A 14,945-nucleotide genomic window follows, 5' to 3' on the forward strand; every position below is an offset into this window, starting at 1 on the left:
AAAACGCATGGATAACATCCGTCACGTGCCTTCGTTGCAGGGCTTGCAGGCGTTGGTTGAAGTCAGCGATTGCGCCAGTTTCACCGTGGCAGCACAGAAGCTGTGCCTGACCCAAAGCGCGGTGAGCCGCAAAATCCAGCAGTTGGAAAGCCATTTCGGCGTGCCGATGTTCACCCGCACCAGCCGCAGCCTGCGCCTGACCGCTGAAGGTGAGCAGGTGCTGGCCAGCGCCCGGAGCATCCTGGCGCAACTGAAGGTGCTGGAGGATCGGCTCTCGCCTCACAAACGCCCGTTTCGCATCCGCCTGCATGTGTCGCTGGCGGTGCGCTGGCTGCTGCCCAAGCTCAGTGATTTCTATCGCAACCATCCCGATATTTCCCTGGCGATCGAGACCGTCGCCACCGAGGTGGTCGAGCCGGCGAGTGACAGCGATGCCTACATCCTTTACCTGCCAAAACCCGACAACGATCCTGCGCGCCTGACCTTGTTCCACGAGTCATTGGTGCCGGTCTGCGCACCGGGTTTGGGGCCACTGGCTTCGGTGGAGCAACTCGCACACTTTGCGCTGCTGCATCGTTCGGCCGACAAGCAAGACTGGATGACCTGGCTGGCGGCCAATGGTGCGCGGTCGCTGGACGACTACCGGCATATCCCGTTCAACCTCGACGAACTGGCACTGGATGCCGCCGCCCGCGGGCTTGGGGTGGCGATGACGGACCTGACCCTGGCGGCCGAGTCGATCGAACGGGGTGTGTTGGTGGTGCCGTTTGGTCAGCCGCTGGTGACCGGCGGGGTGTATGCATTGTGCTTGCAGCCATCGGCGGCGTCACACCCAGGCTGTGCGCTGATCATGCAGTGGTTTGGGCAGCAGGCGCGGCATGCTAACGTCACGCCTTAACTTACTATCGCCAGTTCATCCATGAAAATGCCCGATATCGACGCCATCCAGGCGTTCGTCCTGGTCGCTGAACTCAAGAGTTTCACCCGCGCCGCCGATGCCATCGGCGGCACTCAGGCGGCCATCAGCCTGAAGATAAAACGCCTCGAAGAAAGCCTTGGCCGCAAGCTGCTGGAGCGCACGCCGAGACGGGTCACGTTGTCGGCCCATGGGCAGATGTTTTTGGCCAGCGCGCGCCGTTTGCTGGACAACTACCAGGAGGCGATGAACTGTTTTGGCCCGCAGAAACGCACCTTGCGCGTGGGCGTCAGCCACCACATTGTCGGCGCCGATCTCAGCCTGTGGCTGCGGCGTTTGGCGACCACCGACCCGGACGTGATCGTGGCGTTCAGCCTCGGCACCTCGCGGGACATGTTGATGAACTACGAGCAGGGCAAGCTGGATGTGGCGATGATCCTGCGGCACGACAACCGTCGCCAGGACGGCGAAGTGGTGGGCGTCGAACGCTTTGGCTGGATGGCTTCCCACGACTTCGAATTACGCCAGGGCGGGGCGTTGCCCCTGGCGATCCAGCCGGAACCCTGCGGCATGCGCAGCATGGTGATGGCGGCGCTGGCCGAGCAGAACCTCGCCTGGGAAGAGGCGTTCGTGGGCAGCGGGATTCTGGCGATTGGTGCTGCGGTGGTGGCGGGGATTGGCATCGGCGCGATGGTGGGGCGGATGGCGCCTGGTGGCTGCGTCGACGTGGAGCAGCGTTTCGACCTGCCGCCGCTGCCCAGTCGTGAAGTGGTGCTGTATACGGCGCAGCGGGACACTCAGGCGCAGGCGCTGATCCGCACCTTGAGCGCCGATATTCCCGCCGATTGAACTAGAACATCAGGCGCCCGGCCCAGGCCATCAGCAGGGCCAGGCTACTGATGCCGAGGATGGCCACGCCCAACGCGGCGAGGTGAACGAGCAGGGCGGTTACAGGCTGACTTCGATGGGGTTCCATGTGAGGACTTCCTTGGGTGTTCGGGAAGCAAAAGTATGGGTAGCCATCGCGCACCAAAACAGGCGCTGCTAGCTATTTCAGTGATAAGCAAAACCGAAGGAACGCCCGAGTATCATGAGTAGAACTTGTGATCATCTGGAATAAAATGAGTTTGTCTCACTATTCGCCGATCCCGACAATAGCTCCCATACACACACATTGGAGCTTTACGTCATGGCTGTTGCCCATTCCCTTGGATTCCCGCGCATTGGTCGCGATCGTGAACTGAAAAAAGCGCAGGAAGCGTTTTGGAAGGGTGAACTCGACGAAGCCGGCCTGCGCGCCGTAGGTCGTGAGTTGCGCAAGACGCACTGGGACCTGCAAAAGAAGGCCGGCATCGAGTTGCTGCCCGCCGGTGACTTCGCCTGGTACGACCAGGTACTGACTCACTCGCTGATGTTCGGTGTGATCCCTGAGCGTTTCCGCCCGGCCGATGGCAAAGCCACCTTGCACACCCTGTTCGGCATGGCCCGTGGCGTCAGCGACAGCTGCTGCGGCGGTGCCCACGCCCAGGAAATGACCAAGTGGTTCGACACCAACTATCACTACCTGGTACCTGAGTTCAGCGCCGACCAGCAGTTCCAACTGGGTTGGGAGCAACTGTTCGAAGAGGTCAAGGAAGCCCGTGACCTTGGCCACACCGTCAAGCCGGTGGTTATCGGTCCGCTGACTTACCTGTGGCTGGGCAAGGCCAAGGGTGGCGATTTCGACAAGCTCGACCTGCTGGACCGCCTGCTGCCGCTGTACGGCCAGATCTTCCAGCGCCTGGCGGACCTGGGCGTGGAGTGGGTGCAGATCGACGAGCCGATCCTGGTGCTGGACCTGCCGCAGGATTGGAAAAGTGCGTTTGAGCGTGCCTACAACCTGATCCAGCGTGACCCGCTGAAGAAGCTGGTGGCCACCTATTTTGGCGGCCTGGAAGAGAACCTCGGCCTGGCAGCCAACCTGCCGGTGGACGGCCTGCACATCGACCTGGTGCGTGCGCCGGATCAGTATCCGACCATCCTCGATCGTCTGCCTGCTTATAAGGTGCTGTCCCTGGGCGTGGTCAACGGCCGTAACGTGTGGCGCTGCGACCTGGAAAAAGCCCTGGCTACCTTGCAGCATGCTCATGAGCGCCTGGGGGATCGCCTGTGGGTGGCGCCGTCTTGCTCCTTGCTGCACAGCCCGGTGGACCTGGGCCGTGAAGACAAGCTGGATGCCGAGCTGAAAAGCTGGCTGGCGTTTGCCGTACAGAAGTGCGAAGAAGTGGCGGTGCTGGCTCAGGCCGTGAATCAACCTGAAGCGCCAAACGTGATCGCCGCCCTGGCTGAAAGCCGCGCCGTGCAAGCTGCCCGCGCCGCTTCGCCACGTATCCACAAGCCCGCGGTGCAAGCCCGCGTGGCGGCGATCACCGCCAATGACAGCCAGCGTCACTCGCTGTTTGCCCAACGGATCGAGAAACAACGGGCTGGCCTCAACCTGCCGCTGTTCCCGACCACCACCATCGGTTCGTTCCCGCAAACCGCCTCGATCCGCCTGGCTCGCCAGTCGTACAAGGCCGGCAAGTTGAGCGAAGCCGAATACGTCGAAGCCATGCACAGCGAGATCCGTCACGCGGTGGAAGTGCAGGAAAACCTTGGCCTGGACGTACTGGTGCACGGTGAAGCCGAACGTAATGACATGGTCGAATACTTCGCCGAACAGTTGGACGGTTATGTATTTACCCGCTTTGGCTGGGTACAGAGCTACGGTTCCCGTTGCGTGAAACCCGCAGTGATTTTCGGTGACTTGAGCCGCCCGAACGCCATGACCGTGGAGTGGATCCGCTACGCCCAAGGCCTGACCCACAAGGTGATGAAGGGCATGCTGACCGGCCCGGTGACCATGCTGATGTGGTCGTTCCCCCGGGAAGATGTAAGCCGCGAAGAACAGGCGCGCCAACTGGCCCTGGCGATTCGTGACGAAGTGGTGGACCTGGAAGCCGCCGGGATCAAGATCGTACAGATCGACGAAGCCGCGTTCCGTGAAGGCTTGCCGTTGCGCCGGGCGCAGTGGAAGGAATACCTGGACTGGGCCACCGAAGTCTTCCGCCTGTGCGCCTCGGGTGTGCGTGATGAAACCCAGATCCACACCCACATGTGCTACAGCGAGTTCAACGATGTGATCGAGTCCATCGCGGCGATGGATGCCGACGTGATCACCATCGAAACCTCGCGCTCGGACATGGAACTGCTGGAGGCATTCGAAGCCTTCGCTTACCCGAACGACATTGGTCCTGGGGTGTACGACATCCACTCGCCACGGGTACCGGATGCCTCGGAAATGGCCAACCTGCTGCGCAAGGCAGCCAAACGCATCCCGGCCGAACGCCTGTGGGTCAACCCGGATTGCGGCCTGAAAACCCGTGGCTGGCCGGAGACTGAAGCGGCGCTGATTCACATGGTGACTGCAGCACGTCAACTGCGGGCCGAACTGGCCTGATCCAACACCCGGAATCACACGCCGGGTGGAGATCAAAAATGTGGGAGCTGGCTTGCCTGCGATAGCGGTGGGCCAGTTTGCATCTTCGGCGACTGATACACCGCTATCGCAGGCAAGCCAGCTCCCACAGGAATCTACAGCGCTCAAAAACTGTGAAATTGCCAGTTACGACCCTTGCAGACTAGAATGCGATCAATTCTTAATTACGCTTGGGTCTCACCGCCCGGCGCGCCCCGGTGATCGGCATGTCGTCTCCCCTCAATCTGCATATCCAGGACCTGTACTGCGAACACCATGGATGGTTGCACCGTTGGCTGGACCGCAAGCTGGGCAATGCCAGCGACGCCGCCGACCTGGCCCATGACACGTTCATGCGCCTGCTCACCCGGCAAACCAGCACCCACTTGGGCGCCGAGCCACGGGCATTGCTGACCCATATCGCCAAGGGCTTGATGATCGACAGCTGGCGCCGCCAGGAGGTGGAGCGCGCCTACCTGGAAACCATCGCCCACCTGCCCGAGCAACATGTACCTTCGCCGGAAACCCGCTGGCTGATCCTCGAAGCGCTGTACCGCATTGAAGCGATGCTGCGGGATCTGCCGGAAAAAACCCGCCAGGCCTTCCTGATGTCGCAGATCGATGGCCTGACCTATCAACAGATTGCCGATGCATTGGGTGTTTCGCTGATTTCGGTCAAACGCTACATGCGCGATGCCTTCCTGGCCTGCCTGAGCGTGGCATGAGCCAGTCGATTGATCCGCTGATCCTCGGTGAAGCCGCCGACTGGATGGTGCAGTTGCAATCCGGCAGCGCCACCGATGAAGACCGCCGCGCCATCGCCCTATGGCAGGGCCGCAGCGCCCAGCACGCCCAGGCCTGGCAACGGGTGCAGGCCGTTCTGGGGGACTTCAACAGCGTGCCGGCGGCGATTGTCGGCGATACCCTCAAGCGCATTGGGCGCAAAAAGTCCCTCGGTCGGCGCCAGGCGCTCGGGCTGTTGCTGGCGGCGGGCCCGGCGGCCTGGCTGGCGTATCGGCAGGTGCCGTGGCAGCAGTGGACCGCCGACCAACACACGGCCATCGGCGAACAAAAGAACCTGACTTTGCCCGACGGTACACGCCTGCTGCTCAACACCGGCAGCTCGCTGAATATCGCGTTCTCCGATCAGGTACGGCGCATCGAGTTGCTCAAGGGCGAAGTGTTGATCACCACCGCCAAGGACTCCGCCCAACGTCCGTTTATCGTTCAGACCCGCCACGGCACGGCCCGCGCCTTGGGCACGCGGTTCAGCGTGCGGGTGGGTGAGCAGGCGAGTCGAGTGGCCGTGACCGAAGGCGCGGTGGAGTTGCTGGCGGAGCATGCCGGCCAGGGTGTGATCGTCAGGGCGGGCGAGCAGGGCGCCTTCAGTGTTGACCGGGTAGCCGCCGTCGAGCCGCTGGACGTCAGCGCCCTGACTTGGGAAAACGGCATGCTGCTGGCCCAGCACATGCGCCTGGCGGACTTGCTGGATGAGCTGGGTCGTTATCGCGCCGGCGTGTTGCGCTGCCACGACTCGGTGGCCAACCTCACGGTGTCGGGCGCGTTTTCCCTACGGGATACCGACGCCAGCCTGCACCTGTTGCAGGAAACCCTGCCGGTCAAGGTCAGCAGCCTCACCGGGTATTGGGTGACGGTCGAACCGCGCTGATTTTTTTCAACGTTCGCTGATACCTTTTTCGTTGTCGCCCGGTGTAGGGGAGAACCCTCAACATTGCTCCGCGTCGACAGGAATGCCCATGACCGCCAGACCGCTCCCATACTGCCCCCGTCCGTTGAAGGCACTGAGCCTGGCGGTCGCCCTTGCCGCCATCGCGCCGTTGCAGAACGCCCAGGCAGAAGAAGCTGCGCCAAGCAGTGCGGCGCGCAGCTATACCCTCGCGCCGGGGCCGCTGGGGAATGTGCTGGCGCAGTTCGCGGCGTTGTCCGGGGTGCCGTTGTCGTTCGATTCCACCTTGCTCAACGATCAACAAAGCCCGGGGTTGCAAGGCAGTTACAGCGCGCAATCGGGCTTTGCCCAGTTGCTGCAAGGCAGCGGCTATACCCTGCAAGGCACCAGCGCCAATGGCTACACCGTGGTGCCCCAGGCCAGCGGCGATGCGTTGGAACTGGGCGCCACCACCATCAGCGGCGAGGAGAGCGGGGCGCAGGCGGACACGTATGCGGGCGGCCAGGTGGCACGTTCTGCGCGCCTGGGCGTGCTGGGCAACCGGTCCATCAGTGACGTGCCGTTCAGCGTAGTCAGCTACACCTCGAAAACCATCGCTGACCAACAGGCACGGACCGTGGGCGATGTGTTGCTCAACGACGCATCGGTGCGCCAGTCGTCCGGGTTCGGCAATTTCTCCCAGGTGTTCACCATTCGCGGCCTGCCGCTGAGTACCGATGACATCGCGTTCAACGGCCTGTATGGCGTGCTGCCCCGGCAGATCATCACCACCGAAGCCCTGGAACGGGTGGAGCTGTTCAAGGGCCCCAACGCCTTCGTCAACGGCGTATCGCCTTCGGGCAGCGGGATTGGCGGCAGCGTCAACCTGGTGCCCAAGCGCGCCGAAGACACGCCGACCCGCAGCGTCACCCTCGATTACGCCAGCGACAGCCAGACCGGCGGCCACATCGACCTCGGCCAACGCTTTGGTGAAGACAATCGCTTCGGCGCCCGGGTCAACCTGGCCCGGCACGGCGGCGAAACCGCCGTGGACGATGAAAACAGAAGCTCGCAGTTGATCGCCGTCGCCCTGGATTATCGCGGCGATCGTTTGCGGGTCTCAACCGACTTTGGCTACCAGAAAGAGCGCATCAATAATGGCCGCTCGGTGGTTTACCTGACCGGCACCAAAGTGCCCAGCCCGCCGTCAGCCAAGGACAACTACGCCCAGGACTGGAGCTGGTCGGAGCTGGAAGACACCTATGGCATGGTCAACGCCGAATATGACTTGAACGATAACTGGACGGCCTACGCCGCGGGTGGCGCCAAGCACACCCGGGAGAACGGCCAGTATTCGTCGCTGTATGTCGGCAACGATGGCAGCGCCAAGGTGGGCTTCCTGTATTCGCCCCATGACGAAGACAACAAAAGCGCCATGGCCGGCTTGAACGGGCACTTCGCGACGGGGCCGGTGACCCATCAGATGAACTTCGGGTTGTCGGGGATCTGGGGCGAGCAGCGCTCGTCTTACGAGGCGATCCTGCAAGCCAACCGCCAACCGGGCAACCTGTACAATCCGACGCAGACACCGCGGCCGACCAACACCTATTTCGGCAGCGATATTCACGACCCGCGTGTTGTCGGCAAGAACCGCATCAAGAGTGCGGCGGTGTCCGACACCCTGGGCTTTCTGGATGATCGGGTGTTGCTGACCCTGGGTGTGCGGCGCCAGACGATCGAGGTGGACAGCTGGAACACCGCCACAGGGGCGCGCGGTACGCCGTACTCCGAGTCCATCACCACGCCGGTCTATGGCCTGGTGATCAAGCCTTGGGAGCATGTGTCGTTCTACGCCAACCGTATCGAGGGCCTGGCCCAGGGGCCGACGGCGCCACTCACTAACGTCACCAATCCCGGCGAAGTCTTCCCGCCCAAGCGCAGCAAACAGACGGAGGCCGGGGTCAAGCTGGACTGGGAAAACTATGGCGCCACGCTCGGCGTGTACCGCATCGAACAGCCGAACAACGCGACCACCCGATTCCCGGGCCAGAGGCTCGATACCTTCACCGTCGACGGTGAACAGATCAACAAAGGCGTAGAGCTCAACGTGTTCGGCGAGCCCATCGACGGCCTGCGCCTGCTGGCCGGTGCCACGTGGATGGACACCGAACAGAAGAGCACCTCCAACGGCGCCACCGACGGCAACCGCGCCGCGGGTGTGCCGCGCTTCCAGTACAACGTGGGTGCGGATTGGGATGTGCCGGGCATCCAGGGGGCGGCGGTCAGCGCACGGATGCTGCGCACCGGTGGCGAATACGTCAACGCCGCCAACAGCCTGAGCATCCCGGCCTGGACCCGCGTCGACCTGGGCGCGCGGTATGGCTTCAAGGCGGATGACAAATACATCACGCTGCGCGCCAACGTCGAGAACGTGGCGAACAAGGCGTATTGGTCGTCGGCGTCGACGGCGAATAACTACCTGACCCAGGGTGAGCCGCGGACGGTGAAATTGTCGGCGACGGTGGATTTCTGAGCCTGGGAAAACCTATCGGTTCAATGAACAACCTGTGGCGAGGGACCAAGCTCCCTCGCCACAACAAGCCCAAATGTCCCACGGTCAACCCGCATTCACCTCAATCCGGTCAAAGCCCTTGAGGCGATACAGCATCACCGAGATCGCCCAACTGGCAACGAAGATCCCGATGATCAGGTAGCCCAGCATCCCGAAGCTGTCGTTCAACGCACCGATAAAGCCCCAGAACGATCCTTTCAAATCCAGCTGGTCACCCATCAACCCCAGCGCTTCAATGCTGCCGATCACCACCGCAACCACCACCGACACCAGGGTGATGGTCATGTTGTAGTAGATCTTGCGGATCGGCTTCATGTACGCCCAGCCGTATGCCCCCAACATCAGGTGACCGTCGAGGGTGTCCACCAGGGACATGCCGGCGCTGAACAGCAGCGGGAACACCATGATTGCCCACGGCGACAGCCCTTGAGAGGCCTGTGTCGCGGAAATCCCCAGCAGGCCGATCTCGGTGGCCGTATCAAACCCCAGGCCAAACAGGAAACCCAATGGGTACATGTGCCAACTGCGGCTGATCAGGCGAAACACCGGGCGGAAAATCCGCGCCATGAAACCCCGGTCCGCCAGCAACAGGTCGAAGTCATCCTCCACGTACGCGCCGCCCTGGCGTACATGGCGCCAGGCCTTGTAGATCGCGTGCAGGATCACCAGGTTCATCAAGGCGATAACCAACAGGAACGCCGCCGAGACCGACGTCCCGATCACCCCGCCAATGGCCTTGAACCCTTCAAACCGGTCCTGCATCGTCGACGCCGCAAACGCGACGCCAATGGATGCCAGCACCACCACCGAAGAGTGCCCCAGGGAGAAAAAGAAACCGACCGCCACCGGGCGTTTCTTTTCCTGCATCAGCTTGCGGGTTACGTTGTCGATGGCGGCGATATGGTCGGCATCCACCGCATGCCGCAGCCCGAAGCCGTAGGCCAGCAACGCAGTGCCCAGCAGCACCGGATGCTCATGGAAGGCTACCAGCGCCCAAATCCAGGCGGCCACGTTAATGCCGATCAACAGCCCGTAGATACCAAACAGCTTGGCGCGAACCTGGGTGTTGGAGTCACTGAAAACCTGGGCAAGGCGTAGGATCATCAACGGTACCTTTGTACAGTGGAAACATTCAGACATATTCCGGAACTTTAAAGGTTTTGTTTAAGTTGATGATGAAACCTGTGGGCTTACTGAGGAGACGACGGTGACGACTATCGAGAGTGGAGCGCTGGCGGTTATTGAATTCTGGAAGGCGGCAGGGCCCAAGCTCTGGTTTGCCAAGGATGAAGCGTTTGACCGGCGCTTTCGCGAGGCTTTCTACGCCGCGCATTTGCAGGCGGCCCGGCGCGAACTGGAGAGTTGGATGCAAACCCCGGAAGGCGCGCTGGCGTTGCTGTTGCTGCTGGACCAATTCCCGCGCAATACCTTCCGAGGCACGGCGCATATGTTCGCCACCGACCCGCTGGCGCGCCTGTATGCGCGGCAGATGGTCGAGGCGGGGATGGACACGTTGATCGAAACCCCGTTGCGGGCGTTTTGTTATTTGCCCTTCGAGCATTCTGAAGACCCCGAGGATCAACAGCGGTCGCTGGCCCTGAACAAGGACCTTGATGCCAATACCTATCGCTGGGCCAAGGAGCATGCCCGCATCATCGAGCGGTTCGGGCGCTTTCCCCATCGTAATGAGGTGTTGGCCAGAGTCACGACAGAAGAGGAGCGGGCGTTCCTGGAGGACGGTGGCTTTTCGGGCTAGGACTCTGGTTCAGCGACAAAGTCTCTGACGCCCGCCTGACGAAAACGTCGAACGCCCTTGAGGTCAATCGCCCAACGCAGCGCTTCAGTCGCTGACGGACGTTCGCCATGGGTGATCGCTGCCTCATCGGTGGTCAGTCTGCCAAGGTAGCCCTGCTTGCCGCCGCGTTCGCTCCAGTAGTGGGTGTGGCTGAGCCAGGACTTGGCGAGCCAGCCTTTCCATTTGTCCACGGTGACCGGCAGGTCCAGCACGCCGGGACCCATCACCGGGCTGACCGGGCCGCCGACGATGTCGCCAAACAGGCCCAGGGGCGCGGGGAAGTAGAGGTTGGTCCAGCGGGTCACGGCGAACGCTGCGGCATGGTGCAAGTACAGGGGTGAGAATGGGCGACTGCCCACGGTGAAAGGAAGCCGGCCGCTGTAGGCGTAGCCCTTTTCGTCGAGCGTCGGCGGGCACGCGGGGGCTTCGCGGCGTTCGATGCGGCGCTTAAAGTCGCTCACGCTGCGGCCCAGCAGCAGGCTGGCGTGGGCCATCGGGCTGCCGAGGGTGACCAGGTCGGTGATGCGCCACGGGTTGCCGAGGTTGCGTTGTTCGATAAAGGCTTCGGCCTGCTGCTCGCGAAACCTGAGGAGGCTTTGAAGGCGGCCGTCGAGGGCGTTCCCGGCCTTTGGCAACGTGTCCTGGACCACCGGTTGCAGTCGCTCGTGGTTGGCGTAGCGGGCGGCGAGTTCCGGGTTGTTGGGGTGCAATTGGTCGTGATGTTCATGCCACAGGTAGCCGACGATGTCGTAGGCAATCACGCTGCCCAGGCTGTGGCCGACGACGATGATGCGGTCGTAATCACCCTTGTCGTGCAGGGCACGCAGCAAGTCGACGCCATCGGCGCGGATCTGTTCACGCACCACCACGTTCTGCGGGTTGGGGCTCAGGTAGCGGGCGGCGTCGCCAAGGTACGACAGTGCCGAGTACTTCAAGGCCAGGCCGATCACCGCCAGCAGCACCGGGATCAGGGCAAAGGGGTTGTCGCTATGGGGAAACCGGCCATACAGCGTCGCCAGGGTGCCGCTGACCAGCAGTACAAGCATGGCCAGCAAGGTCCAGCGGGTGGCGCGCCAGATCGGCACGATGGCCGTGGGAATATCCCGGCGCGGGCGCTTGAAAATGTCCCATAGCCAACTGAGCAGGTGGCCGACCTTGGTGCCCTGCATCTTGTGGGCCCAGTAGTACTCATAGAAGTCGGTGGAGTTGCGGCCCGCCGACTTCAACACGCGCAAGTCGAAGTTGCGCGAAAACCGGTCGGGTTTGCTCCAGTAGAAGGGCGTCGCCTCGGGGGTGTCCGCCGGGATCACCGCTTCCACGAAGCCGCGCAGGGTATCCATCGGTCGCTGTTCGCCGATTCCGTGGATGACGACTACCGCTTGTTTCATCTGTTGATCGTTCCTTGATCTGTTTTCGGGGGCGTTACGGGTGGGGTGCAAGGGGCCATAGTATTGCCATTATCGATGGTATTCCAGCCAGGAATGCCCCCATAAAAACCGCGCATTTTATTTGCACGGCGCGATCTCGTAGTGTGTTGCTCCCACCAAGGAGATGTCGCCGTGAATCATCGCCCGCTGACCCTGTACGTTGATGCCCACTTCACCAGTCCCTACGCGATGTCGGCGTTCGTGACCCTGCGGGAAAAAGGCCTTGAATTTGAACTGCTCACCCTGAACCTCGACACGGCCGAGAACCAGACCGAAGCGTTCGCTCACTTGTCACTGACCGGGCGCGTGCCGACTCTGGTACAGGGTGAGTTTGCGTTGTCGGAGTCGTCGGCGATTACCGAGTACCTGGAGGAAGTGTTCCCGCAGGTACCGGTGTACCCGGCCGAACCCCGCCAGCGGGCGAGGGCGCGGCAGGTGCAGGCGTGGTTGCGCAGTGACTTGATGCCGATTCGGCAGGAGCGTTCGACCCTGGTGGTGTTCTACGGGCTCAAGGGCGAACCGCTGTCGTCGGCAGCGCAAGCGGCGGCCCACAAGCTGATCAACGCGGCACAGGCGCTGTTGGCCGACGGCCGCGACTACCTGTTCGGCGAGTGGTCGATTGCCGACGTGGACCTGGCCGTGATGCTCAACCGGCTGATCCTCAACGGCGACAGCGTGCCCGCCAACCTGGTGGCGTATGCCCAGCACCAATGGCAACGGCCTTCGGTGCAGGAATGGGTCAAGCAGGCACGACCGTCGCTGTAGTCACCTCCTCAATTACTAAGTGAATCCTGATCCATGAATATACTGTCGAGTGACTCCCGCCTGCCGTTGTATCAGCGTTTTCGGGATCATCTGATTGAGCAGATTGCCAATAATCACTGGCGTGCCGGTGCGGCCATTCCTCCCGAAGCGGTGCTGTCCACCCAGTACCAGTTGTCTACCGGCACCGTGCGTAAAGCGATCGAGGCGTTGGTGGGGGAAGGCATTCTGGAGCGTCAACAAGGCCGGGGCACGTTTGTGCGTCGTCCGAAGTTTCAATCGTCGTTGTTCCGGTGTTTTCGCTTTCAGGGCCCGGGCGGCGAATGCCAGTTGCCCCAGAGCCGGATCCTGTCGGTCAAGCCGGTGAAGGCGCCGTTGTCGGTGAGCGAGGTGCTGGGGCTGGCGCCGGATGCGCCGGTGATTTGTATTGTGCGGGTGCACGTACTCGACACGGGGCCAGTGCTGGCGGAGGAAATCTGGCTGCCGCGCCCCCGGTTCCAGGCACTGCTGGACGTGGACCTGACCCGGCAGGGCTTGCTGTTGTACCCCACCTACGAAGAAGTCTGCGGGCAAGTCGTGGCATCTGCCGAGGAAGCCCTCACCGCCGAGTCCATCGATGACGTGTGGGCCCGCTGGTTGCAGGTGCCGGTGGGCAGCCCGGTGATGGTGATCGAGCGGCTGGCCCGGGATTACGCTGGCCAACCCCTGGAGTTGCGACGCGGCCGTGGCCACGCCGAGCATTTCCGTTATCGCGTGGATATTCGCTGAACCGTTAGCGCGCTGCTATTCGGCTTTCAGTAGCACCAGCCAGGCTTGCACCACCCGGCGGTCAAGGTCTTCCCAGTCGGCCATGCCCAGCACCCGGGTGGTGTTCAAGCCGCGCAAGTAGCCGCGCAGTTGCTGGGCGATGGCGTAGACCACCTCGGGTTCCGCGGTGTTATCCAGCAGCACTTCCTCATAATCGACCAGGTAGTCGGCAACCCGGTCGCGAAATTCCGGCAGCACGGCTTCACGGATGCGATCGAAGGTTTTCTGGTGGGGCTTCATAGGCGTTCCTTATCATTTTGTGTGAGGCGGCCTGCACGACACTATTGCTCTAGATAATAGTCACCATCAAGTATTGCGAGTTCTGTTTTTCTGAAAAAGGAGGACAATTGCCATCATTGAACATGATGTGCAAGGACCCTGCGATGAGGACTTTTACCGGATTGGCCCTGGTGGCGCTGCTGATGAGCACAATGGTTGGCTCTGCGTCGGCCGGGGGGCTTCAAGCCAGCCACCTCGCGCCAATCGTCGCCAGCCCGGTGGGTTTGCAGCATTCGCAAACGGTCGGTGTGCTCTACAGCGACAACACCCTCGACAACCTGCAGTACCTGGCGCGCTACCACACCATGGCAGTCAATGGAGCCAAGGATCAGTTGGACGACCGGATTCGCCAGGCCTTCGTCGACAGCTCCGACCCGGACCTGGCGATTGACTGGCTGATGGCTTCGTTGCGGCACACCTTTGCCTCCGTCACCCGTTACGACAACCTTGATGCGCTGTTGCAGGCGCACCCGGACGTGGTGGTGATGCTCGACACCTACAACCAGTTGCTGACCCAGCGGAACGACTTGGTCGAGGCGCGATTTGTCGCCAAATTCTATGACCTTGACTTGCAGTACATCGACAAAGCCGAGGGTTCGGCGCAATTGCACTTGCCTTCTGTATGGGTACATGACAAAACGGCGCCCCAGATCGCTGCACAGATTGGGCAGCAGCGCGACGTTCAGTTGAATGCATTAAAGCAGTTCGATGCCTCGCTCAAGGCGTTGGTCGCTGCCGGATAGCCCACTTCGTTTATTTTTCAGGAATTTCTATGCGCTTGTTGTTCGTGCCAGCGATGGCTTCTGCTTCTTTATTGATGACCGGTTGCGCGTCTGCCCCCAACGCACCGACCCTGACGCTGCAAACCAGCAAGTCTCCCGATGCGTATGTTGAGTGCGTGGTGCCCAAGTTCGAGAAGAACGGCATGACCTCCACGGTCACGCAGAACTCTCGGCATGCGCGGATCGTGGTGACCAGCAAGATCGCTGCGGACAACATCCTGGAAGTCTACAAATCCCAGGACGGCGGCAAGGTGTTCTTGTATGAGCGCAAACCATTGGCGTCGGCGTTCAAGCCATCGCGGTTCGAGCATGCGGCGCAGGATTGCCTGTAATCGACTCGCGCCGGTCTGTCGGCTGGCGGGGATCTAATGTGGGAGCTGTCGAGCCCCAGCGAGGCTGCGATGGCATCGCTGCGGTCTGACAGTGACACCGCGGTGATCCCA

The 14,945-nt window shown here is 61.9% G+C and carries 15 protein-coding genes; 11 read left to right on the top strand and 4 right to left on the bottom strand.

Annotated elements, in window-relative coordinates; translation table 11 throughout:
- Window positions 1-7: 7 nt before the first annotated feature.
- Both JFU58_RS18820 and JFU58_RS18825 read left to right on the top strand, forming a co-directional pair.
- A complete protein-coding gene (locus JFU58_RS18820; RefSeq protein ID WP_093197845.1) occupies window positions 8-898 on the top strand; it encodes a LysR substrate-binding domain-containing protein in 891 nt (296 codons plus the stop codon).
- Between the two features lie 21 nt (window positions 899-919).
- Window positions 920-1,765 (top strand): LysR family transcriptional regulator, encoded by an 846-nt coding sequence (locus JFU58_RS18825; protein ID WP_026077672.1) that lies wholly within the window; start codon window positions 920-922, stop codon window positions 1,763-1,765.
- A 1-nt stretch (window position 1,766) separates the two neighbouring features.
- Here the strand turns inward: JFU58_RS18825 and JFU58_RS32425 are convergent, their stop codons facing one another.
- Window positions 1,767-1,892 (bottom strand): hypothetical protein, encoded by a 126-nt coding sequence (locus JFU58_RS32425; RefSeq protein ID WP_017475098.1) that lies wholly within the window; start codon window positions 1,890-1,892, stop codon window positions 1,767-1,769.
- A gap of 213 nt (window positions 1,893-2,105) precedes the next feature.
- Here JFU58_RS32425 and metE point away from each other — a divergent pair, with 213 nt between their 5' ends.
- The 4 genes from metE (at window position 2,106) to JFU58_RS18845 (ending at window position 8,611) form a co-directional block, all read left to right on the top strand.
- Complete coding sequence (gene metE, locus JFU58_RS18830) at window positions 2,106-4,394, top strand: 5-methyltetrahydropteroyltriglutamate--homocysteine S-methyltransferase (RefSeq protein ID WP_201141600.1); 2,289 nt, start codon at window positions 2,106-2,108, stop codon at window positions 4,392-4,394.
- 245 nt (window positions 4,395-4,639) lie between these two features.
- A complete protein-coding gene (locus tag JFU58_RS18835) occupies window positions 4,640-5,137 on the top strand; it encodes a sigma-70 family RNA polymerase sigma factor (RefSeq protein WP_093210076.1) in 498 nt (165 codons plus the stop codon).
- Complete coding sequence (locus tag JFU58_RS18840; RefSeq protein ID WP_201141602.1) at window positions 5,134-6,081, top strand: FecR domain-containing protein; 948 nt, start codon at window positions 5,134-5,136, stop codon at window positions 6,079-6,081. The genes JFU58_RS18835 and JFU58_RS18840 overlap by 4 nt, the downstream gene beginning before the upstream one ends.
- Before the next feature lie 88 nt (window positions 6,082-6,169).
- Complete coding sequence (locus tag JFU58_RS18845) at window positions 6,170-8,611, top strand: TonB-dependent receptor (protein WP_093197829.1); 2,442 nt, start codon at window positions 6,170-6,172, stop codon at window positions 8,609-8,611.
- A gap of 84 nt (window positions 8,612-8,695) precedes the next feature.
- Here the strand turns inward: JFU58_RS18845 and JFU58_RS18850 are convergent, their stop codons facing one another.
- Window positions 8,696-9,754: a HoxN/HupN/NixA family nickel/cobalt transporter gene (locus tag JFU58_RS18850; RefSeq protein WP_201141604.1), complete on the bottom strand. Its 1,059-nt coding sequence runs from the start codon at window positions 9,752-9,754 to the stop codon at window positions 8,696-8,698.
- A gap of 103 nt (window positions 9,755-9,857) precedes the next feature.
- On the opposite strand from JFU58_RS18850, the gene JFU58_RS18855 reads away from it, so the two are divergent.
- Window positions 9,858-10,406 carry a DUF924 family protein gene (locus tag JFU58_RS18855; protein WP_093197820.1) on the top strand — a complete coding sequence of 183 codons (549 nt, stop codon included), beginning with the start codon at window positions 9,858-9,860 and terminating at the stop codon, window positions 10,404-10,406.
- On the opposite strand, the gene JFU58_RS18860 is transcribed toward JFU58_RS18855, so the two are convergent.
- Window positions 10,403-11,833, bottom strand: coding sequence for a hypothetical protein (locus JFU58_RS18860; RefSeq protein ID WP_201141606.1), 1,431 nt, complete (start codon window positions 11,831-11,833; stop codon window positions 10,403-10,405). The genes JFU58_RS18855 and JFU58_RS18860 overlap by 4 nt on opposite strands.
- 171 nt (window positions 11,834-12,004) lie before the next feature.
- Between JFU58_RS18860 and yfcF the strand changes: the two genes are divergently transcribed.
- Together yfcF and JFU58_RS18870 are read left to right on the top strand one after the other, a co-directional pair.
- Window positions 12,005-12,637, top strand: a complete 633-nt coding sequence (yfcF, locus tag JFU58_RS18865) for a glutathione transferase (RefSeq protein ID WP_201141608.1) — start codon at window positions 12,005-12,007, stop codon at window positions 12,635-12,637.
- 33 nt (window positions 12,638-12,670) lie between these two features.
- Window positions 12,671-13,402 carry a GntR family transcriptional regulator gene (locus JFU58_RS18870; RefSeq protein WP_063030910.1) on the top strand — a complete coding sequence of 244 codons (732 nt, stop codon included), beginning with the start codon at window positions 12,671-12,673 and terminating at the stop codon, window positions 13,400-13,402.
- Window positions 13,403-13,417: 15 nt separating this feature from the next.
- Here JFU58_RS18870 and JFU58_RS18875 read toward each other — a convergent pair whose 3' ends face one another.
- Window positions 13,418-13,681, bottom strand: coding sequence for a hypothetical protein (locus JFU58_RS18875; protein ID WP_063030908.1), 264 nt, complete (start codon window positions 13,679-13,681; stop codon window positions 13,418-13,420).
- A gap of 143 nt (window positions 13,682-13,824) precedes the next feature.
- On the opposite strand from JFU58_RS18875, the gene JFU58_RS18880 reads away from it, so the two are divergent.
- Window positions 13,825-14,463 (top strand): hypothetical protein, encoded by a 639-nt coding sequence (locus JFU58_RS18880; protein WP_063030906.1) that lies wholly within the window; start codon window positions 13,825-13,827, stop codon window positions 14,461-14,463.
- A gap of 29 nt (window positions 14,464-14,492) precedes the next feature.
- The gene (locus JFU58_RS18885; RefSeq protein ID WP_063030904.1) at window positions 14,493-14,834 is read left to right on the top strand and encodes a hypothetical protein; all 342 of its coding nucleotides are present in this window, start codon (window positions 14,493-14,495) and stop codon (window positions 14,832-14,834) included.
- Window positions 14,835-14,945 lie beyond the last annotated feature (111 nt).

The sequence above is a fragment of the Pseudomonas sp. TH34 genome (assembly GCF_016650865.1).
Taxonomy (GTDB): Bacteria; Pseudomonadota; Gammaproteobacteria; order Pseudomonadales; family Pseudomonadaceae; genus Aquipseudomonas; species Aquipseudomonas yamanorum.